A 19052-nucleotide genomic window follows, 5' to 3' on the forward strand; every position below is an offset into this window, starting at 1 on the left:
TGCTATCGAAGTGATATCACCATGATAGCCATATAAACTCCATGCGCGTGAACGGATCTTCACTTGCCATCCGCCAGCGCTCGCTGGGTGACCCTTCGATCGAGTTCCCGCTGTCCCCGCCGCTCACGAGGGGCTGCCCGCGCACCAGCACCGCCGAGCTGGCCTATCCGGTCGAGGTCGTCTACGACTACGCGCGCCTGGACAAGGGTCTGTTCGACCAGGAGCCGGGGCCGGACATCGCGCGGTGGTCGCCGCTGCTGCCGTCCCTGGAGGCGCCGACGCTGGGGGAGGGCGGGACGCCGCTGCTGGAGTTCGACGGGATCTACGTCAAGGACGAGTCCCGGAACCCGACCTGGTCGCACAAGGACCGGCTGAACCGGGTGGCGGTCAGCGCGGCCCTGGCGGAGGGGGCGGCGGGGGTGGTGGTGGCCTCGTCCGGCAACCACGGCGCCTCGGCCGCCGCGTACGCCGCCCGCGCCGGGCTGCCGGCCATCGTGCTCGCCTCGGCGGACTCGCCGGCCGGCGTGCAGGCGTTCGTGCGGGCGTACGGGGCGAAGGTGTTCTCCGTGCCGGCGGAGGAGCGGTGGCCGCTGCTGCGGGAGGTCGTGGACCGGCTGGGCTACCACCCGGTCAGCAACCAGACCGTGACCCATACCGGCCACCCGTTCGGCCCCGAGGGCTACAAGACGATCGCGTACGAGCTGTTCCTGCAGCTCCGGCGGGCGCCCGCGGCGGTCTTCGCGCCCACCGGGTACGCCGAGCTGCTGTTCGGGATGTGGAAAGGCTTCACCGAGCTGCGGCTGCTCGGGCTGTCCGGGGACGTGCCGCGGATGTTCTCCTGCGAGCCGGCCGCGGGCGGCCCCAACGCGCGGGCCCTGGCCGAGGGCTCACCCGCGGCGGTCGTCGAGCTGGGGGCCAGCCGTGCCTACGGGATCGCGGGGTCGGTCGGCGGCCACCGGGGCGTGCTGGCGGTGCGCGACAGCGGCGGCGAGGCGGTGCTCGTGACGGACGACGAGATGCGCGCCGCCCAGCGGGACCTGGCGCGGCAGGGCGTCTGGCAGGAGCTGTCGGGGGCGGCGGGCCTGGCGGGCTACCGGAAGCTGCGCCGGGACTTCGACGGGCCGGTGGTGTGCGTGGGCACGTCGAGCGGGTTCAAGGACATGGGGGTGGGCGAGGCGACCCATCCGGTCCGCACCGGTTTGACGGTGGCCGACCTGACGGACTGACCGCGCCCGGTCTGTCAGGGCTTGAGCAGGATGCGGAGGGGCCCGAGGGTGGTGAAGCCGTGGGCGAGTGCGGCCGAGGGGTCGCTCTCGTAGCCGACCAGCGGACGGCCGGGGAACAGCTCGGCCGCCATCGCCACCGTGCCCTCCCAGGCGGCGGACTCGTCGCAGCCCGAGGCGAAGACGTTCGAGACGCCCGTCACCGTGCCGCTCGCGTTGAGCGCCGCGCCGCAGACCACGTCGGCCCCGATGCGGCCGCACACCAGCCGCACCTGCGGCTCGTCGAGCAGCGCGGGCGGGAACAGGCCGGGCGCGCCGCCGGAGAAGCAGGCCTGCGCCCACTCCTCCAGCGCCCTGGGGTCGGCGGCCACCTCCCACACGACGGGGTCGCCGGTGGCCGCCCGGAGGGGACGCCGGGGCGCGTCCGGAGCGGGCCGGGCGATCCACTGGGCGGTGAACAGCACGTCGAAGCCCGGCAGGTCGAGCGTGCCGAAGCTGTCCTTCACCGAGGCGCCCGAGCCCGCGTCGATGTGGCCGAGCACGTCGGCCGGCCCGGCGTCGGGGGAGAGCGTGACGGCGTCGGGGTACAGGACGGGCGTCCTGGCCGGGTTGGTCCAGGCGAGCGGCCCGAAGACGCCGGGACGGCCGTGCGCCCGGCACATCGTGTCGCACCAGGCGGCGTTGTCGCGGACGGCTTCGTCGATCAAGGTCTGCTCCGGTTGACGCGGCGGGTCGGCGGCGCGGTGAGCGGGTCCTCCGGCCATGGGTGCTTAGGGTAGCGGCCCCTCATCTCGGCCCGTACGGACCGGTACCCCTCACGCCAGAACGAGGCCAGGTCCGCGGTCACCGCCACCGGACGGCCCGCCGGGGAGAGCAGGTGGACCAGCAGGGGGACGCCGGCGATCCGCGGCGTCTCCTGCCAGCCGAACAGCTCCTGCAGCTTCACCGCCAGCACCGGCTGCTCGCCGGAGTAGTCGATCCTGATCTGCGAGCCGCTGGGCACCTCGACGCGTTCGGGGGCCACGTTCTCCAGGCGTTCGCTCCACGGGATCAGGCGGCGCAGGGCGGCGGCCACGTCGATGCGCTCGACGTCGGCCCGGCGGCGGGCCCTGGACAGCTCCGGCTCCAGCCACTGGTCGGCCAGGGCGATCAGGTCGTCGGTGGGGGGCCACGGGGGGCCGATCGCGCGGTGGGCGAAGGTCAGGCGGTCCTTGAGGTCCTTCGCCTGCCTCGTCCAGGTCAGGAGGTCTTCGGTGCGCAGGCCGTGCAGGATGGCGGGGCGTACGTCGGCGTCCTTGAGCGGCGTGGCGGACAGCTCGATCGCGCCCAGGCGTTCGACCACGCGGGCCGACACGTCGCCGCGCCGCTCACCCGGCGGCACCCGCCAGGCGACATCCTCCTCGACCGTGACGGGCAGGGCCAGCCTGGCGATCTCCTCGTCGATCACCACGGCCTGGCGCACGCGGGCCGAGGCCGAGCCCGTGGGCCGGTCGGCGACGGCGATCGCCAGCCACGGCGCGGTGGACAGCCTGGAGCCCTCGGCGAGCTGGGCCTGCGTGCCGGACGCCATGAGATAGCCGCCGCCGCGCCGCCGTGCCACCCGTTCCGGGAACGCCAGCGCCACCGCCATCCCGGCCAGCGCGTCGTCACCCACCTCCCGCGCCTGCGACTCCTGGCCGGAGGCGCGGGCGAGACGCCTGGTCTCCTGGCGCCAGCGGGCCGCGAAGCCGGTGCCGCCCCTGCGGGCCGTACGCCAGACCTCCGCGAGGTCGTCGCCCGCGTCCCTGGGCAGCTGCTCCGACAGCAGCGCCACCACCTCGGCGGCCCGCGGGCCGAGGTCGAGCAGGGCCCTGGCCAGGCGGGGATGCACGCCCGCGAGCGCCATGCGCCGCCCGCGACCGGTCACCCGGCCGGCCTCCAGCGCGCCCAGCGCCTCAAGGGTGCGGACGGCGGCCGCCATCGCGGCGGGCGGCGGCCGGTCGAGGAGGGCGAGGCCGGCCGCGTCCGCGTCGCCCCAGCAGGCCGCCTGGAGGGCGAACCCGGTCAGGTCGGCGAGCGCGATCTCCGGCCGCGCGTGGTCGGCCAGGCGTTCGTGCTCGGCCGCCGTCCAGCAGCGGTACACGGCCCCGGGGGCCTCGCGCCCGGCGCGGCCGGCGCGCTGGTCGGCGGACGCCTTCGAGACCCTGACCGTGGTGAGCGACCCGAGCCCCCTGGCGTGGTCGGTACGGGGTTCCCGGGCCAGCCCTGAGTCCACCACCACGCGGACGCCCGGCACCGTCAGGCTCGACTCGGCCACCGACGTGGCCAGCACGACCCGGCGGCCGGCCCCGGGCGACAGGACGGCGTCCTGGACGCGCGCCGGCGCCTGACCGTGCACCTGGAGCACGTCGAGGTCGCCCAGCATCCCGGCGACCCGGGCGATCTCCCCCACACCGGGCAGGAAGCACAGCACGTCGCCGTCACGCTCGGCGTACGCCCGCCGGACGACCGAGGCCACGTGCGACAGCAGCGCCGGATCGACGCGCAGGCCGTGGGGCGGCGCGACCGGACGCTCCGGCGGCGCCCACACGGTCTCCACGGGATGGGCCGTCCCCGTGGCGGCCACCACGGGCCCGCCGATCAGCTGTGACCAGGGGGCCGCGTCGGCGGTGGCCGACGTGGCCAGCAGCAGCAGGTCGGGACGGAGGGTCTCGCGCACGTCGAGCAGGAACGCGAGCGCGGTGTCGGCGTCGAGATGGCGTTCGTGGCACTCGTCGAGCACGACCGCGTCGACCCCGGTGAGCTCCTGGTCGCGCTGGAGCCGCTGGAGCAGCACGCCGGTGGTGACCACCTCGACCATGGGGTTCGTTCCGGTGTGCCGCTCGCCGCGGATCGTGTAGCTGACGCCCATGCGCCGGGCCGCCGCGCGCACGGCCAGCCGCCGGGGCTCGGCGACCAGCACCCGCAGCCCGGCCTCGGCCAGCGCCAGGGGCACGACCGTGGTCTTGCCCGTGCCGGGCGGCGCGGTGAGCACCGCCGTGCCGTGGCGCTCCAGCGTGGCGAGCAGCTCGGGGAGCGCGTCGTGGATCGGCAGCCGGTCAGGCGGGGGCATGTGAGGCCGACAACACGGAGTCGAGCAGGCCGGGGAAACGTTCGTCGAGGTCACCGCGGCGCAGGCTGATGTACTTGAGCCGGCCCTCCTGCTTGGAGACGATCACGCCGGCCTCGCGCAGCGAGCGGTAGTGGTGGGACGCCGTCGACTTGTGGACGCCGAGATGGTCGCCCGCGGCGGTGCACGTCATCTCGCCGAGGGTGGCCAGGCGGACCACGATCTCCAGCCGGACGGGGTCGGCGAGCGCACGCAGGACCTCGGTGAGCTGGATGTCCTCCTTCGCGGGGTGCGGTAGCAGGCGCATGGTGGAACCCTACCTCGCTCTGATTGTTTGACAACTATCCAACTGTAATGACAGTTTGATGTCCGTCCAACTAATTGGCTGGAGGTTCCATGAGTTCCCGGCTCTATCCCCTTGCTGCCGGAAATTTCGCCATCGGTACTGGCATGTTCGTCACCGCCGGGCTGCTCACCCCCATCTCCGCGGACCTCGGGATCTCCACGTCCGCCGCCGGGCAGCTCATGACCGTGTTCGCCCTGGCGTACGCGGTGCTGTCCCCGTTGCTGGCCGCGTTCACCGCCCGCCTGTCGCGCAAGCGGCTGCTGCTGCTGGCGCTGGCCGTGTTCGTCGCGGGCAACGTGCTGACCGCGCTGGCTCCGACGTACGCGCTGGTCATGGCCACGCGGGTGGTGGCCGCGGCCGGCGCGGCGATGTTCACGCCGACCGCCTCGGGCGTGGCCAACGCGCTGACCTCGCCCGACCGGCGCGGCCGGGCGCTGGCGCTGGTGATGGGCGGGCTGAGCGTCTCCTCGGCCGTCGGCGTGCCGCTGGGCACCTGGCTGGGCTCGGTCTCCGGCTGGCGGGCGACGATGTGGCTGGTCGTCGGGCTGGGCGTGATCGGCTTCGCCGGGGTGGCGGCGCTCGTGCCGGACGTCCGGGTCGCCGTGTCGGGACGGCTCGGCGAGCGCTTCGCGCCGCTGGCCGACCGGCGGGTGCTGGTGGTGCTGGTCACCCAGCTGCTGATGTTCGGCGCCGGGTTCACCGCCTACACCTACATCGGGTCGCTGTTCGACCTGCCGCTGCCGGCCGTGTTGTGGGCGTGGGGGCTCGGCGGCATCGTGGGCAACCAGCTCGGCGGGCGCCTCACCGACGCCTACGGGCCGCGCAGGATGGTGCTGATCGGCCTGGCCGCCTCCACGGTCTTCATGGCCCTGATCCCCGTCGCGAACCTGGCCCTGCCGATCGCGCTGGTCTGGGCGTTCCTGTGGGGCGCGCTCGGCTGGCTGGTGGCGCCGGCCCAGCAGTTCAGGACGGTGGCCGCGGTGCCGGACAACGTGCCGATCGGGCTCGGCCTGCTGTCGTCCGCCCAGTACGTCGGCCTGTTCGCGGCCGGCATCGCGGGCGGCGTGGCCCTGGACGCCTACGGCCGGGCCGGGGTGGTCGTGCTGGCCACCGGGCTCGGCGTGGCGGCGCTGCTGTTCACCCTGGCGACCTACCCCCGGGCGGCGGCGATGTCGTCGAGCGAGAGCGTGCCCGTCAGGTAACGCTGGACGTTGGGCGCGGTCAGGGCCGCGACCTGGCCGGCGGGCAGCGAGGCCAGCGGGTCGAGCCGGAGCATGTAGCGGATCATGGCCAGGCCGAGCAGCTGCGAGGCCGCCAGCAGCGCGCGGACCTCGGGATGGGCGCCGGGCAGCCGGCGGGCGATCGGGGCCAGCAGCTCCCGGCCCAGCAGTTCTTCCAGCAGCGCGGCCGTCGCCGGGGTGGCGGCGGCCGCGTGCAGCACGGCCGAGAGCCGGGGGCCGTGCCGCGGGTCCTCCCACAACTCCAGATAGCGGGTCACCAGCCGCTCGCCGATGCCGGACGCGTCGCCGTCGAGGGCGCCGACCATCAGCGCGACCGGCATGCTGGCCTTGATCGCGGCCTCGAACAGGCCGTCTTTGTTGCCGAAGAAGTGCATCACCAGCGCCGGATCGACGCCCGCGGCCCGCGCCACGGCCCTGATGGTGGTGCCGCCGTAGCCGTGGGCGGCGAAGGACTCCATCGCCGCCTCCAGGATCTCCTGCCTGGTCTGCGGGTTTCCCGGTCGTCTTCCGCGTTCCTCGGCCATGGGGCTATTCAACCACGTGGAATTCATCTACCCTCGAATTCAACATCGATGAAGTCATCAGGTGGTGAAAAATGCGCAGGATCATTGGCCTCGTGGTCGGGGTCGCGCTGCTGGGGATGGTGTTCGCCGGGTCGTTCCTCGGGGCCTTCCACGCGCCGGAACCGCACGGCGTGCCCGTCGCCGTCGTCGCGCCCGCCGAGCAGGTGCGGCAGCTCCAGAGCGGCATCGACGGGCGGCGGCCGGGGGCGTTCACGCTGAGCCCGTACGGGTCGGCCGAGGCCGCCCGGGCCGCGCTGCTGGACCGGGAGGTCGACGCCGTGCTCGTCCCGGGAGAGGGCAGGCTGGTGGTGGCGAGCGCGGGCGGCCGCACCGGCGCCACGGTGATCACCGCCGCCTTCCAGGGGGCGGCGCAGGCGCAGGGCCGCACCCTGCAGGTCGAGGACGCCGTCCCGCTGCCGCCCGGTGACGCCGGCGGCATCTCCGGCATGTTCTACGTGCTCAGCGTGCTCCTGCCGGGGATCGCGCTGGCCGTGCTGCTCGCCCGGGTCGCGCCGGGACTGGGCGTGGCGGCGCGGGCGGGCGTGCTGGCCGCGGGCTCGCTGGTGGCGGGCACGGCCGTCGCGTGGCTGGCCGACGTGATGTTCGGCGCGCTGCCGGGCAGCTTCGTCCCGCTGGTGGCGGTCTCGGCGGGCATCGCGCTGGCGGTCGGCCTGGTGGTCGCCGGGCTGGTCAAGGTCATCGGCACGCCGGGGGTCGGGGTGGCGGCGCTGCTGTTCGTCCCGATCGGGCTCCCGGCGAGCGGCGGGCCGCTCGGCGCCCGCTACATCCCCGAGTGGTACGCCGCCGTCGGCCGCGTCCTGCCCGTGGGCCCGGCCGCCGAGGCGGTGTGCAACACGGTGTTCTTCGGCGGGGCCGCCCTGTGGACGCCGGTCGGGGTGCTGGCCCTGTGGGCGCTGCTCGGCCTGGTCCTGCTCGCCCTGCCCGGACGCCGGGCGCAGCCGGCCCCCGCCGCCCCGCGCGCGCCGGTGGTGGTCTGATCTTCTCCGCCTCGGAGGTGACCGGCGGTCGCCCCGCAGGCGGACGACGGGTGGCGGCGGCGGCACGTACCGTCGCCGCCATGTTCAGGAACCAGGTGACCTTCCGCCGCGTCGCGGCGGGCACGTTGCTCATCGCGGCCCCGCTCCTGCAGTTCGTGGCCGTCGTCATCGACCCCGGCACGTGGGGCGACTCCCGCGAGGCGGTCAGCTACGGCGACAACCCCGCGCTGGCCCAGGCCGAGTCCGCGCTCTACCACTGGAGCTGGATGCTCATGGGCCTGGCGGCCGTCGCCCTGGTGCACCTCACCAGGCGCAAGGCCACCGTGCTCGGCCACATCGCCGGCGCGGCGACGGCCATCGGCTACATCTCGACATCGGCCCTGCTGATGATCGACCCCGTCGAGTGGTGGCTGGGCCGGCACAACCCGCCGGAGCAGGCGCAGAAGATCCTCGACGAGATGCTGAACCTGCCCGGCGTGATCTTCGGCTTCCAGATGCCGTGGATGTTCTTCGCCGTGCTGGGCCTGCCGCTGCTGGTCGTCGCGGTGTGGCGGGCCGGGTTCGTCGGCTGGTGGGTGCCGCTGCTGGTCTTCGTCGGGTACGTCGTCTCCTTCCCCATCGAGTACGGCCCCGTGACCGTGCTGTTCTGGGCCCTGCCCGTCATCGGCCTCGGCTGGACCGGCCTGAAAGTGCTGCGCATGGGCGACGAGGCGTGGGCGGCCTACTACCCCTCGGTCGCCGTCGACCGGACGGCCGTGTCGGCCTAGGCCGGGATCCAGCCCAGGGTGACCGCCAGGATGACGAAGAAACCCAGCAGGATGCGGTAGATCACGAACGCGGTGAACCGGTGGGTGCTGATGTACTTCAGGAACCAGGCCACCGCCGCGTAGCCGACGGCGAACGAGATCAGCGTCGCCAGGATGGTGGGCCCCCACGCGGGGGCCTGCCCCTCGCCGATGTCCTTCAGCTCGAACGCGCCGGAGGCCAGCACGGCCGGGATGGCCAGCAGGAACGAGTATTTGGCGGCGTCCTCGCGGCGGTAGTCGAGCAGCAGGCCGGCCGTGATCGTGCCGCCCGAGCGGGAGACGCCCGGGATGAGGGCCAGCGCCTGCGCGAAGCCGTAGACGATGGCGTGGGTGAAGCTGAGGTGCTTCTCCAGCGTGAGCTTGTTGCGCGCGGTGCGGTCGGCGAACCACAGGATGCAGCCGAAGACGATCAGCGTCGTGCCGACCACGCGCAGGTCGCGGAAGACGGTCTCGATCTGGTCCTTGAACGCCAGGCCCAGCACGCCGATCGGGAGCGTGCCGACGATGACGTACCAGCCCATGCGGGCCGCCCAGTGGCCGCGCAGCTCCCGGTCGAACAGCGAGCGGACCCAGGTGGAGATGATCTCCCACAGTTCCTTGCGGAAGTAGATGAGCACCGCGGCCTCGGTGCCGAGCTGGATGACCGCCGTGAAGGCCGCCCCCGGGTCCTGCCAGCCGAAGAAGGCCGAGACCACACGGATGTGGGCGCTGGAGGAGATCGGCAGGAACTCCGTGAGCCCCTGGACGAGCCCCAGCACCACCGCTTCGAGCCAGCCGATCACGACTACACCTTCCGGTTACGGGAGTGACCAGGGTGAGGTTAGCGGAAACGGGGGCCGCGCAGTTGCCCGGCCAGCAGGTTGAGCGGGCCGGGGGAGAGCCGGCCCGCCCTCAGCGTGCGGCCCACGCCGCGGCGTTCGCCCTGGCGTAGTCGGCGAAGTCGCGGGCCGGACGGCCGAGCGCCTCCCGGACGCCGTCCGCCACGTGGGCGTTGCGGCCGTCGAGCACCTCGGTGAACAGCCCGGTCAGGCCCTCGGCCTCGGCGATCGGCACGCCCGCCGCCACGGCCCCGGCCACGTACTCCTGCGGCGTGACCTCGATCGAGGTGATCGTGCGGCCCGTGGCCTTCGACAGCTCGGCCGCCGCGTCGGCGAACGTCAGCAGCCTCGGGCCGGTGAGCTCGTACAGGCGGCCCGCGTGGCCGTCCTCGGTGAGCGCGGCCACGGCCACGTCGGCGATGTCGTCGGCGTCCACGAAGGGCTCGGGCACGTCGGGCACCGGGATCGCCAGCACGCCGTCGAGGACCTGGCCGAGCAGGAAGCCCTCGCTGAAGTTCTGCATGAACCAGCCGCAGCGCACGATCGTCCAGTCGAGGCCGGACTCCCGCACGGTCCGCTCGCTCGCCTCCGCGCCCGGCTCGCCGCGGCCCGACAGCAGCACCAGCCGCCGCACCCCGGCGTCCACGGCGAGCCGGGTGAGCTCCCTGACGTCCTCGTACGCGCCGGGCAACGCCAGGTCGGGGTAGTAGGACACGTACACGGACTCGACGCCGTCGAGCGCGGCGGCCCAGGTGGAGCGGTCCGCCCAGTCGAAGGACGGCGTGGCCGAGCGGGAGCCGATCCGCACGGGAAGGCCGAGAGAGGTGAGCCGGTCAGCGACACGGCGGCCGGTCTTGCCGGTTCCGCCCAGAACCAGAATCGTCATGCATCCAGTAAGCCGTCATACCCATAAGACTCTCCATGGTTGAGAAGCGCGTTGGCATATGCGATCGTCTAGCCCATGGATCAGCTCGCGGCACTGCTCGACGGACCGAGAGCGCGGAGCGCCTTCCTGCTCCGGTCCATCCTCGACCCGCCGTGGTCGATGCGCATCCAGGACGAGGCCCCGCTCACGCTGGTGGCCCTGGTGTCCGGTGAGGCGTGGGTGCTGCCGGACGAGGGCGAGCCGGCCCGCCTCGAACCGGGGCAGGTCGCCATCCTGCGGGGGCCGGAGCCGTACGTGGTGGCCGACGCCCCCGGCACCGCGCCGCAGATCGTCATCCACCCCGGCCAGCGCTGCACCACCGTCGACGGCGAGTCGTTGTACCAGTCGATGGACCTCGGCGTGCGCACCTGGGGCAACGACCCGGCGGGCGGCACCGTGCTGATCACCGGCACCTACACGCTGGAGGGCGAGGTCAGCAGGCGCCTGCTCGACGCGCTGCCCCAGCTCCTCGTGCAGCCCGGCGGGCCGGTCATCGCGCTGCTCGGCGCCGAGATCGTCAAGGACGACCCAGGCCAGTCTGCGGTGCTCGACCGGCTGCTCGACCTGCTGCTGATCGCCGTGCTGCGGTCATGGTTCGCCACCCACGAGGCGCCCGCCTGGTACCGCGCGATGGGCGACCCGATCGTGGGCAGGGCGATGCGGATGTTGCACAACAACCCCGCCCACCCCTGGACGGTCGCCGCCCTCGCCGCCGAGGTGGGGGTCTCCAGGGCGGCGCTGGCCAGGCGGTTCACCGACCTGGTGGGGGAGCCGCCGATGTCCTTCCTCACCGACTGGCGGCTCGCGCTCGCCGCCGACCTGCTGCGCGAGCCCGACGCCACGATCGGCTCGGTGGCCAGGAAGGTCGGCTACGGCAGCCCGTTCGCGCTCAGCGCGGCCTTCAAGCGCGTACGCGGCGTCAGCCCCCAGGAGCACCGGGCCGGAGCGGCGAGGTGAAGCCCCTGCTGCTGCTCGACGTCGACGGCGTGCTCAACCCGATGGGCCGCCCCACGCCCGACTTCCGGCGCTACCGCTGCACGATCGGCACCGACGTCTACACCGTGCACCTCAACCCCCGCCACGGCCGCCGGCTGCTCGACCTGGCCCTGACCACGGGCGCCGAGCTGGTCTGGGCCACCACCTGGGAGCAGCACGCCAACGAGTGGATCTCTCCCAGGATCGGCCTGCCCACGCTCCCGGTCGTCACCATGGGCCCCGAGCGGCCCAGGACCGAGCACGGCGAGATGTTCAAGACGCCGCACGTCGCCGCGTACGCCGGGCGGCGGCCGTTCGTGTGGTTCGACGACCAGGTGTGGGCGCAGGACGAGCAGTACCTCAGGGTCGATCAGGGTCTGGAGAATTTCCTGTTGATCCACGTCGATCCCAGACATGGACTGACCAGGGAACATCTGGGCATGGCTCATCAGTGGCTGACCCTTACAGGGTTTTCTCAGGGTCCCTAGCGGGATATCGGCGGCACTGCTGGCCGTTTTACCGGTAGGTCATCACGACACGGAGGAACAGCATGTACCGCTCAAGGGAGCACAGGATTCTGGCCGGCGTCTGCGGCGGGCTCGCCGACAAGATGGGCCTGCCCCCGACCCTCGTCCGCATCCTCTGGCTGCTGCTGTCGCTCATCCCCGGCCCGCTCTGGGTGGTCTACGTCGCCATGTGGATCCTCGTCCCGGAGGAGCCGAGGGGCTACTCCCACTGACGCGCCCGCCGGCTCGCCGAACCACCGCGTGAGCGCCGCCTCGGCGGGCTCCGCGCAGGGTTCGGCCCAGGCCACGTAACCGTCGGGCCGCACCAGCAGCCCGCGGTCGCCGGGCAGCACGTCCACCCGGTCGGCCCAGCGCGCCCCCGCGGCGAGCAGGGCCGGGTCGGAGGTGACGAGCAGTCCGCGCCCGTCGTCCAGGCGCAGGCTCTCGGGCATGAAGGCGCCGACGAGCGGGTTCGGGCCCGGCGCGTACCGCACCGACACCGCGCTCACGTCTTCGGCCAGCATCCTGTTGGCCTCGGGGACGGTCATGAGCTGGGCGAACAGGTCGCGCAACCGGGTCGTCCCGGCGTCCGGCGCGGCCAGCTCGACCTGTTGCAGGGTGTTGGCCAGGACGGCGGCGGCCACCGGATGCCGTTCGGCGTGGTAGCTGTCGAGCAGCCCGGCCGGGGCCGTCCCGCGCACTGCCAGGGCCAGTTTCCAGCCCAGGTTGACGGCGTCCTGGAGGCCGGTGTTCATCCCCTGGCCGCCGAACGGCATGTGCACGTGGGCCGCGTCGCCGGCCAGGAACACCCGGCCGGCCCGGTAGCGCTCGGCCTGCCTGGCCGCGTCGGAGAAGCGGGACAGCCAGGTCGCCCCGGTGATCTCGGGGGCGGCGTCCCCGAGGTGCCGGCGCACGCTGGCCGCGAACTCCTCGATCGTCACGGGGGCGTCCCTGTCCGCGTGCACCCGGCCGTGGTCGACGGTCAGGATCCTGGTCGTGCCGTCGGGCCGGACGAACGGCCACTGGCACAGGCCGTGGCCGGTGCGCACCCAGCCGGTCGGCGTGCCGCCGGTCACCGTGACGTCGCCGACGTAGGCGGCCAGGCTGGCGGGGGTGCCGGGGAAGGCGATCCCGGCCAGCTTGCGCACCGTGCTCCGGCCGCCGTCGCAGCCCACGAGCCAGCCCGCCCGGTACGCCGTGCCGTCGCCGGTCTCGACCGTCACGCCCGAACCGTCCTGCGTCAGGCCGGTCACCGCCCGCCCCCGGACGATCTCCGCGCCCAGCTCCAGCGCCCGCGCCTCCAGGATCTCCTCCACCCGCGACTGCGGCACCAGCAGCCCGTACGGGTGCGGGGTCCGCGTGGCCGTCAGGTCGAGCACCCGCAGGCCGGCGAAGTGCTGCAGGTCCAGGCGGGGCGCGTCGCCGAGCCGGTCGAGCAGCCCGCGCATGGCGAAGGTGTCGACCGAGCGGGGGTGCAGGTTGAGCGCCCTGGACAGGCCGGTGGGGGCGGCGAGCCGGTCGAGCACGAGCGTGCGCACGCCGCGCAGGCGCAGCTCGCAGGCCAGCATCAGCCCGACCGGGCCGGCTCCGGCGATGACGACGTCCATCCACGTCTCCTTATCAACGATAAATGCTTATCACCGATAAAGCCTTATCCTTGATAAGTTGTCAAGCGTGGAACGACGGACGGCGGTACGCGCGGCCCTGCGCCTGCTCAACGAGGTGGGCATCGACGGGCTGACCACCCGCAGGCTGGCCGACGAGCTGGGCGTGAAGCAGCCGGCCCTCTACTGGCACTTCAAGAACAAGCAGGAGCTGCTCGACGAGATGGCCGAGGAGATGCTCGCCGACCCGCTGGAGCGTCTCGACGTGCCCGAGCCGGGGCAGGAATGGGACAACTGGCTCATGTCCCGCGGCCGGGTGATCCGCGCCGCGCTGCTGTCGTACCGGGACGGCGCGCTCGTGCACGCCGGGTCCCGGCCCACGCCGCGCCGGCTGGCCGAGCTCCCGGCGCTCATCAGGCCGCTGACCGAGGCGGGGTTCACCGGCGAGCAGGCGGTCAGGGCGCTGATCGCGGTCGGCAGGTTCGCCCTCGGCTCGGCGATCGACGAGCGCGGCCCGGCCGTGCCGCTCGACGCGCGGCCGGAGGAGGACCCCGACGGCGACTTCGAGTTCGGGCTGCGTGCGCTGGTGTCCGGGATGCGTCTTATCCTCGAAGGATGAGGGCAAGGCCGCTGACACTTCTCCAGGACGATCTCGTCGACTACGACACGGCGATGGAGCGCATGACCGACCTCGTCGGGCAGCGCCAGCGGGACGAACGGCCGGACACGCTCTGGCTGCTCAGCCACCCGCCCGTCTACACCGTCGGCCGGCGCACCCCCGCCGAGCATCTGCCCGACCCGGCGCGCGGCATCCCCGTGCTGGAGACCGGGCGCGGCGGGCAGCTCACCTACCACGGCCCCGGCCAGCTCGTGGGCTATCTCATCGTCAAGCTGGGCGAGGACGAGGGCATCGTCGACTACGTGCGGGAGGTGGAGCTGCGCCTGGTCGAGGCGCTGGGCAAGCTCGGCCTGCCCGCCGAGCGGCGCGACACCCCGCCGGGCTCGGAGCTGCTGACCGGCGTCTGGACGTCCGCGACCGGCCGCAAGATCATCTCGATCGGCATGCGCCAGAGCAGGGGAGTCACCAGCCACGGGTTCGCGCTCAACGTCGACGGCGACCTCACGCCCTGGAACTGGGCGGTGGCCTGCGGCATGCCCGACGTGGACATGACCTCGCTCAAGCGCGAGCTGGGCGACATCACCATGCAGGACGTGCGGCCCGCCGTGGCCGCCGCCTTCGAGGCGTCCTGAGCTCTCAGCGGGGAGTGGTCAGCCCGGCCACGACCATGTGCTTGAGCAGGTCGTAGCTGTCGTCGAGCAGCTCGGGAAGGCCGAACCCGCCCGACGCCTCCAGCACCGCGAACCCGTGCGCCGTCGCGCGCAGGCAGCGGGCCGCGTGGATGGCGTCGGAGCCCTCCAGCCCGTAGCCGCGCAGCGCCGCGAGCATGATGTCCATCAGGCGCTCGCCCGACTCCCGCATGCCGGGGTGCGGCTGCTGGATGACCATCGCGTAGCGGTGCGGGTGGCGGGTGACGTAGGCGCGCCAGGCGTCCATGAGCGCGCCGACGGCCTCGTCGCGGGAGCGGCCCAGCACCGCCTGGGCCAGTTCGCCGGAGATCTCGTCGGTGATCCGCGCCGACAGCAGCTCGCGCAGCTCGGCCAGGTTGCGCACGTGCTTGTACAGCGACGGCGTCGCGACCCCGGCGCGGGCCGCCAGCGCCGAGAGGGTCAGGGCCTCGGGCCCGCCCTCGTCCACCGCGCGCACCGCCAGGTCGACGACCGTGTCCTTCGACAACGCGGCCCTAGGCACGGACGCGCTCCTTGGCGAACGCCAGCACCTCGGCGGCCACCTGGGCCGGGAACTGGGCGTGCGGGTAGTGGCCCGCGCCCTCGATCATGGCGATCCGGCCGCGCCCGGCGGGCATGGCCGCCACGATGCCCTCCGCCTCGGCGCGCGGGTCGGCCCAGTCGGGGTCGAGGGTGCCCATCACGACCAGCACGTCGCGGGTCAGGTCGGGGAGCCGCGCGCCGGCGTCGGCAGGGGGGACCTGGCCCATCTTGGAGACCACGGCCATCCGGCCAGGCCGGCGCAGGTCGGCTTCGAGCGCCGCGACGTGCTCGGCGTGGTCGGCGGGCCTGACGCCGGGCATGGCGTGGTCGAGGTACTTCTTCCACAGCCGGACGCTGCGCAGGAGCGCCGCGCCGAGCAGCAGCATGGTCCCCTTGCGGTGGTGGGCGTTGCGCAGCAGGCCGCCGCCGTCGATCTTCTGCACCCGGGTGAACGGGCCGATCTCCACCACGGCGCTGACCAGCTCGGGCGCCTGCGCGGCGGCGATCGTGACGGCCCCGCCCGCGAACGAGTGGCCCACCAGCACCGCCGGGCCGCCCAGGTGGCGGACCAGCGCGAGCAGGTCGCCCGCGACGTCGGCGCGGGTGTAGGAGGGCCAGTCGCGGCTGGACTCGCCGTGGCCGCGCAGGTCGGGGGTCGCCACCCGGAAGCCCGCCGCCACCAGCTCGGGCACCAGGAACCTGAACGACTGCCGTCCGACGCCCATGCCGTGCGCCAGCACCATCAGCGGCCCTTCGCCGGTCACGTCGTAGGCGAGCTGTCCACCCTCGACCGTCAGGAACTCCGTCATGTCCAACCCCTCTCGGCTAACCCTTATAGCCCTAAAGCTAAACCCTTTAGCCAACGGGTGTCAAGCAGCGAAAAGGCGGGCACGGCCGGGATCGGCCGTGCCCGCCCACAGGGGTGGTCAGGAGATCGGCACCTCGTCGATCGTGCGGCGCGGGCCGGTGAACCAGTGCCTGGCCGACAGGCTCCACCACAACCAGATGCCGATCAGCACGACGCCGACCGCGATCGGCGCGTAGTTGACCGACGTCCAGGTGAAGTCCTTGTTGCCCGGCACGCCGGCCGGGGAGAACGGCATGATGAAGTAGATCGACACGATGACGATCTCGACGCAGGCGATCCAGCCCAGCACCCGGTACTTGCGGCCGAGCGTCCACGGGCCGGGGCGGAAGGCGTCGCCCATGCGCAGGCGCAGCCAGATCGGGATGAGGAACGCCAGGTAGAGGCCGATGACCGCGATCGACACGACGGCGTAGAAGGCGACCGGGGTCGTCGATCCGGCCGGGGCGTACAGGGCGGGCAGGGTGATCAGGGCGGCGATGAGGCAGCCGGCCAGGATCGCGTTGACCGGGGTGCGGTTGCGGTCCACCTTCGACCACAGCCGCCAGCCGGGCACCGCGCCGTCCCGCGAGAACGCGTACGTCATGCGCGACATCGAGGTCACGCAGCTCATCCCGCAGAAGAACTGGCCGATCGTGGAGATCGCGAAGATCGCGGTGGCCAGCGGGGAGGAGAGCGCGGTCTCGAAGATGGCGCCGACGAAGCCGGACTGCTTGTTGATCTCGTCCACGTTGGTCGCGGCGAACAGGAAGGCCAGCAGCAGGACCCAGCCGCCGATCGCCGAGTAGAAGATCGACTGCCACAGGCCGCGGGCGGCCGTCCTGGCCGCGCCCTGGGTCTCCTCCGACACGTGGGCGCAGGCGTCGAACCCGGTGATCGTGTACTGGGTGAGCAGGAAGCCGAGCGGGAGCACGTACAGCCAGAAGGGCACGCCGCTCTCGCCGTCGCCGAAGCCGGAGTTGTTGATCGTGCCGCCGAACACGAAGCCGAGCGACTGGTGCTCGGACGGCGCGAAGACCAGGATCGCCACGATGACGACCGCGCCCGCGACGTGCCACCACACGCTGATGTTCTGCAGCAGCGAGATGAGCCGGTGGCTGAAGATGTTGATCAGCGCGTGCAGGATGAGGATGATCACGAACAGCAGGAACGCCTGGGGGAGCGTCCCCTCCCACGCGCCGCCGGTCAGGCGGCTGATCGTGATGTTGAGGAACGTGGCGCAGCCGTAGTCGACCGACGCGGTGACCGCGATGAGGCCGATCAGGTTGAGCCAGCCGGTGAACCAGCCGTGGACCGGCTTGCCCATGGTGGCGGCCCACCAGTAGATGCCGCCCGCCGTGGGGAACGCCGAGACCAGCTCCGACATGCAGAAACCGATGATCAGGATGAACGCGGAGATCAGCGGCCAGCCCCACGAGATGGCGATGGGGCCGCCGTTGTTCCAGGCCTGCCCGAAGGTCGTGAAGCAGCCGGCGAGGATCGAGATGATGGAGAAGGAGATCGCGAAGTTGGAGAAGCCGCTCCAGGTCCGGGCCAGCTCCTGCTTGTAGCCGAGCTCGGCGAGTCGCCTGGAATCCTCTTCGAGTGACATGAGGTCTCCCTGGGGGGCGCGGAGGACGCTCTGTTTGGTCTAGGTCTAGACCATTTCTTCCCGAGGGACAAGGCGTGACAGATGAGTTTCGATGTGGTCAGGAGAGAACGTGTCCCGCCGGGCCGACGTCGAGCACGACCTTGCCCGTGACCGTGCGGTCGAGCTGGGCCGCGGCGGCCTCGTCCAGGCGGTCCCACGGCACGCGCCGGCCGATCTCGACGGTCAGGTGGCCCGCGGCCACGAGGCCGAGCAGGAAGGCCAGGTCGGGGCCGGGGGAGGCGACGTCGCCGAAGGAGTTCATCGAGCGGGCGGGGCCGAGGGAGAAGGTGGAGCCGGGCGGGAAGACGGCCGGCTGCCCGCCGGCCCAGCCGACGCTCTGGAGGTTGCCGCCCGGCTTGAGCAGGCCCCAGGCGGCCACCAGGGCCGGGCCGCCGACCAGCTCGATCACGACGTCCACGGGGGCCACGCCGTCCAGGCTGGTGACGACGTGCACGTCCGGGCCGAAAGCCGGGGCGCGGCCGGGGGAGCTCACCGAGGCGACGACGTGGGCCCCGGCCAGCCTGGCGAGCCGCACGGCCAGCCTCCCGACCGAGCCGGACGCGCCCGTCACCAGCACGCGCGATCCGAGTGAGACGCCGGCCGCGCGCAGTGAGCGCAGCGCGGACAGGCCGGACATCGGCAGGGCGGCGGCCACCGCCAGGTCCACCCCGTCGGGCACCACGGCGAGCGAGCCGGTGTCGAACGCCGCCCGCTCCGCCCACGCCCCCGCCCCGAACGCCGCCACCCGCGCGCCCTCGGCCGGGCCCGTGCCGTCGGCGGCGGGCCGCAGCACCACCCCGGCGGCGTCGTAGCCGAGCACGACGCCCTCCGGCAGGCGGCCCATGTGCCGCAGCTCGCTGAAGTTGACCGACGTCCGCCGCACCTCGACGAGTGCCTGCCCGGCCCCCGGAACGGGCTCGGGGACGTCGGCGAGCCGCCCCACGGCCCCCGGGCCGACCACCAGTGCGCGCATACGAAGTCCTCCCGCAACCATGCGGACCGGCGGTCCGCTTCATTGCGGGATACTATGGGGACCGACAGTCCGGTTGCAAGGAGGGGCCTTGGTGCGATCAGACGCGACCCGCAACAGGGAGGCGATCCTGCGGGCCGCAGAAGAGCTCCTGGACGCCCACGGCGCCGAGCACATCTCGCTCGACCGGGTGGCCGCGGCGGCCGGGGTGGGCAAGGGCACGCTGTTCCGCCGCTTCGGCAGCAGGACCGGGCTGTTCCAGGAGTTGCTGGCCGAGCGCGCCGCCGCCCTGGCCGAGGCCATCGAGTCGCCCGGCTCGCCGCTCGGGCCCGGGGCGCCGCCGCGGGAGCGGCTGCTCGCGTTCCTGGACGAGCTGGCCGGGCTGGCCGAGCGCAACCTGGCGCTGTTCGCCGCGCACGAACGGGCCTGCGCGGCCGACAAATACCGCGACCCCACCTACCTGCGGTGGCACGCCCACGTGACGGCGCTGGTCGCGGCGGCCGCGCCGGGGCTCGACGCCGAGTTCGCCGCCCACACGCTGCTGGCCTCGTTCGACGCCGACCTCGCCCGGCACGTGATGGCCGAGGGCGGCGCCGACCGGCTCAGAGCCTCGGTGCGCGGCGTCGCCGAGGCCCTGCTGCGCGGCTGAGGCCGCCGAAGGCGG

At 73.1% G+C, this 19052-nt stretch carries 20 protein-coding genes and 1 pseudogene; 10 read left to right on the forward strand and 11 right to left on the reverse strand.

All coding sequences use genetic code 11. From position 1 onward, the window contains the following. The first annotated feature begins 47 nt into the window (after positions 1 to 47). Entirely contained in the window at positions 48 to 1226 is a 1179-nt protein-coding gene (locus tag AB0J71_RS10740; RefSeq protein ID WP_364413792.1) for a pyridoxal-phosphate dependent enzyme, read from the forward strand. Between the two features lie 14 nt (positions 1227 to 1240). Here AB0J71_RS10740 and AB0J71_RS10745 read toward each other — a convergent pair whose 3' ends face one another. Genes AB0J71_RS10745 through AB0J71_RS10755 form a run of 3 tightly spaced genes read right to left on the reverse strand, consistent with a single transcriptional unit; the run spans position 1241 to position 4618 of the window. Beyond that, positions 1241 to 1930, reverse strand: coding sequence for a hypothetical protein (locus AB0J71_RS10745; RefSeq protein WP_364413794.1), 690 nt, complete (start codon positions 1928 to 1930; stop codon positions 1241 to 1243). Next, on the reverse strand, positions 1927 to 4314 hold the full coding sequence (gene hrpB, locus AB0J71_RS10750; protein WP_364413796.1) for an ATP-dependent helicase HrpB: 2388 nt from the start codon (positions 4312 to 4314) through the stop codon (positions 1927 to 1929). Before hrpB ends, AB0J71_RS10745 begins: the two co-directional genes overlap by 4 nt. Next, a complete protein-coding gene (locus AB0J71_RS10755; RefSeq protein WP_352321025.1) occupies positions 4301 to 4618 on the reverse strand; it encodes a helix-turn-helix transcriptional regulator in 318 nt (105 codons plus the stop codon). Before AB0J71_RS10755 ends, hrpB begins: the two co-directional genes overlap by 14 nt. Positions 4619 to 4707: 89 nt before the next feature. Here AB0J71_RS10755 and AB0J71_RS10760 point away from each other — a divergent pair, with 89 nt between their 5' ends. Further along, positions 4708 to 5859 (forward strand): MFS transporter, encoded by a 1152-nt coding sequence (locus AB0J71_RS10760; RefSeq protein ID WP_364413798.1) that lies wholly within the window; start codon positions 4708 to 4710, stop codon positions 5857 to 5859. Here the strand turns inward: AB0J71_RS10760 and AB0J71_RS10765 are convergent. Next, positions 5808 to 6422 (reverse strand): TetR family transcriptional regulator, encoded by a 615-nt coding sequence (locus AB0J71_RS10765; protein ID WP_364413800.1) that lies wholly within the window; start codon positions 6420 to 6422, stop codon positions 5808 to 5810. The genes AB0J71_RS10760 and AB0J71_RS10765 overlap by 52 nt on opposite strands. Before the next feature lie 71 nt (positions 6423 to 6493). Between AB0J71_RS10765 and AB0J71_RS10770 the strand changes: the two genes are divergently transcribed. Further along, positions 6494 to 7459, forward strand: coding sequence for a hypothetical protein (locus AB0J71_RS10770; protein WP_364413802.1), 966 nt, complete (start codon positions 6494 to 6496; stop codon positions 7457 to 7459). An 80-nt stretch (positions 7460 to 7539) separates the two neighbouring features. Then, positions 7540 to 8226, forward strand: coding sequence for a hypothetical protein (locus tag AB0J71_RS10775; RefSeq protein WP_364413804.1), 687 nt, complete (start codon positions 7540 to 7542; stop codon positions 8224 to 8226). On the opposite strand, the gene AB0J71_RS10780 is transcribed toward AB0J71_RS10775, so the two are convergent. Both AB0J71_RS10780 and AB0J71_RS10785 read right to left on the reverse strand, forming a co-directional pair. Then, the gene (locus tag AB0J71_RS10780) at positions 8223 to 9047 is read right to left on the reverse strand and encodes an undecaprenyl-diphosphate phosphatase (RefSeq protein WP_364413806.1); all 825 of its coding nucleotides are present in this window, start codon (positions 9045 to 9047) and stop codon (positions 8223 to 8225) included. The two genes, AB0J71_RS10775 and AB0J71_RS10780, sit on opposite strands and share 4 nt — an antisense overlap. 109 nt (positions 9048 to 9156) lie before the next feature. Beyond that, complete coding sequence (locus tag AB0J71_RS10785; protein WP_352321035.1) at positions 9157 to 9969, reverse strand: NAD(P)H-binding protein; 813 nt, start codon at positions 9967 to 9969, stop codon at positions 9157 to 9159. 75 nt (positions 9970 to 10044) lie between these two features. Between AB0J71_RS10785 and AB0J71_RS10790 the strand changes: the two genes are divergently transcribed. The 3 genes from AB0J71_RS10790 to AB0J71_RS10800 all read left to right on the forward strand — a co-directional run bounded on the left by AB0J71_RS10790 (position 10045) and on the right by AB0J71_RS10800 (position 11722). Beyond that, positions 10045 to 10965 carry an AraC family transcriptional regulator gene (locus AB0J71_RS10790; protein WP_364388383.1) on the forward strand — a complete coding sequence of 307 codons (921 nt, stop codon included), beginning with the start codon at positions 10045 to 10047 and terminating at the stop codon, positions 10963 to 10965. Next, positions 10962 to 11471, forward strand: a complete 510-nt coding sequence (locus AB0J71_RS10795; RefSeq protein WP_352325922.1) for an HAD domain-containing protein — start codon at positions 10962 to 10964, stop codon at positions 11469 to 11471. Before AB0J71_RS10790 ends, AB0J71_RS10795 begins: the two co-directional genes overlap by 4 nt. Positions 11472 to 11533: 62 nt before the next feature. After that, positions 11534 to 11722 (forward strand): PspC domain-containing protein, encoded by a 189-nt coding sequence (locus tag AB0J71_RS10800; protein ID WP_352325923.1) that lies wholly within the window; start codon positions 11534 to 11536, stop codon positions 11720 to 11722. 21 nt (positions 11723 to 11743) lie between these two features. On the opposite strand, the pseudogene AB0J71_RS10805 reads toward AB0J71_RS10800, so the two are convergent. Next, positions 11744 to 13096 (reverse strand): annotated as a pseudogene (locus tag AB0J71_RS10805) (FAD-dependent monooxygenase); the annotation flags it as partial. A gap of 67 nt (positions 13097 to 13163) precedes the next feature. Between AB0J71_RS10805 and AB0J71_RS10810 the strand changes: the two are divergent. Then, complete coding sequence (locus AB0J71_RS10810; protein ID WP_352325925.1) at positions 13164 to 13712, forward strand: TetR/AcrR family transcriptional regulator C-terminal domain-containing protein; 549 nt, start codon at positions 13164 to 13166, stop codon at positions 13710 to 13712. Beyond that, a complete protein-coding gene (gene lipB / locus AB0J71_RS10815) occupies positions 13709 to 14344 on the forward strand; it encodes a lipoyl(octanoyl) transferase LipB (protein WP_352355707.1) in 636 nt (211 codons plus the stop codon). Before AB0J71_RS10810 ends, lipB begins: the two co-directional genes overlap by 4 nt. A 4-nt stretch (positions 14345 to 14348) precedes the next feature. On the opposite strand, the gene AB0J71_RS10820 is transcribed toward lipB, so the two are convergent. The 4 genes from AB0J71_RS10820 to AB0J71_RS10835 all read right to left on the reverse strand — a co-directional run bounded on the left by AB0J71_RS10820 (position 14349) and on the right by AB0J71_RS10835 (position 18391). After that, on the reverse strand, positions 14349 to 14903 hold the full coding sequence (locus tag AB0J71_RS10820; protein WP_352325928.1) for a TetR/AcrR family transcriptional regulator: 555 nt from the start codon (positions 14901 to 14903) through the stop codon (positions 14349 to 14351). After that, on the reverse strand, positions 14896 to 15732 hold the full coding sequence (locus AB0J71_RS10825) for an alpha/beta hydrolase (protein ID WP_364413808.1): 837 nt from the start codon (positions 15730 to 15732) through the stop codon (positions 14896 to 14898). Before AB0J71_RS10825 ends, AB0J71_RS10820 begins: the two co-directional genes overlap by 8 nt. A gap of 117 nt (positions 15733 to 15849) precedes the next feature. Continuing rightward, entirely contained in the window at positions 15850 to 17379 is a 1530-nt protein-coding gene (locus AB0J71_RS10830) for an amino acid permease (RefSeq protein ID WP_352325930.1), read from the reverse strand. Between the two features lie 97 nt (positions 17380 to 17476). Continuing rightward, positions 17477 to 18391, reverse strand: a complete 915-nt coding sequence (locus AB0J71_RS10835; protein ID WP_364413810.1) for a zinc-binding dehydrogenase — start codon at positions 18389 to 18391, stop codon at positions 17477 to 17479. A 91-nt stretch (positions 18392 to 18482) separates the two neighbouring features. On the opposite strand from AB0J71_RS10835, the gene AB0J71_RS10840 reads away from it, so the two are divergent. Beyond that, the gene (locus AB0J71_RS10840) at positions 18483 to 19037 is read left to right on the forward strand and encodes a helix-turn-helix domain-containing protein (RefSeq protein WP_352325932.1); all 555 of its coding nucleotides are present in this window, start codon (positions 18483 to 18485) and stop codon (positions 19035 to 19037) included. Positions 19038 to 19052 lie beyond the last annotated feature (15 nt).

The organism is Nonomuraea sp. NPDC049637 (genome assembly GCF_040675235.1).
In the GTDB taxonomy this organism is placed as follows: Bacteria; Actinomycetota; Actinomycetes; order Streptosporangiales; family Streptosporangiaceae; genus Nonomuraea.

What these genes read in the sequence shown, in the direction of transcription:
- AB0J71_RS10825 (WP_364413808.1), bottom strand. Translation starts at nt 15,732, where the DNA reads ATGACGGAGTTCCTGACGGTCGAGGGTGGACAGCTCGCCTACGACGTG.
- lipB (WP_352355707.1), top strand. Translation starts at nt 13,709, where the DNA reads ATGAGGGCAAGGCCGCTGACACTTCTCCAGGACGATCTCGTCGACTAC.
- AB0J71_RS10755 (WP_352321025.1), bottom strand. Translation starts at nt 4,618, where the DNA reads ATGCGCCTGCTACCGCACCCCGCGAAGGAGGACATCCAGCTCACCGAG.
- AB0J71_RS10760 (WP_364413798.1), top strand. Translation starts at nt 4,708, where the DNA reads ATGAGTTCCCGGCTCTATCCCCTTGCTGCCGGAAATTTCGCCATCGGT.
- AB0J71_RS10765 (WP_364413800.1), bottom strand. Translation starts at nt 6,422, where the DNA reads ATGGCCGAGGAACGCGGAAGACGACCGGGAAACCCGCAGACCAGGCAG.
- AB0J71_RS10830 (WP_352325930.1), bottom strand. Translation starts at nt 17,379, where the DNA reads ATGTCACTCGAAGAGGATTCCAGGCGACTCGCCGAGCTCGGCTACAAG.
- AB0J71_RS10835 (WP_364413810.1), bottom strand. Translation starts at nt 18,391, where the DNA reads ATGCGCGCACTGGTGGTCGGCCCGGGGGCCGTGGGGCGGCTCGCCGAC.
- hrpB (WP_364413796.1), bottom strand. Translation starts at nt 4,314, where the DNA reads ATGCCCCCGCCTGACCGGCTGCCGATCCACGACGCGCTCCCCGAGCTG.
- AB0J71_RS10800 (WP_352325923.1), top strand. Translation starts at nt 11,534, where the DNA reads ATGTACCGCTCAAGGGAGCACAGGATTCTGGCCGGCGTCTGCGGCGGG.
- AB0J71_RS10790 (WP_364388383.1), top strand. Translation starts at nt 10,045, where the DNA reads ATGGATCAGCTCGCGGCACTGCTCGACGGACCGAGAGCGCGGAGCGCC.
- AB0J71_RS10785 (WP_352321035.1), bottom strand. Translation starts at nt 9,969, where the DNA reads ATGACGATTCTGGTTCTGGGCGGAACCGGCAAGACCGGCCGCCGTGTC.
- AB0J71_RS10775 (WP_364413804.1), top strand. Translation starts at nt 7,540, where the DNA reads ATGTTCAGGAACCAGGTGACCTTCCGCCGCGTCGCGGCGGGCACGTTG.
- AB0J71_RS10770 (WP_364413802.1), top strand. Translation starts at nt 6,494, where the DNA reads ATGCGCAGGATCATTGGCCTCGTGGTCGGGGTCGCGCTGCTGGGGATG.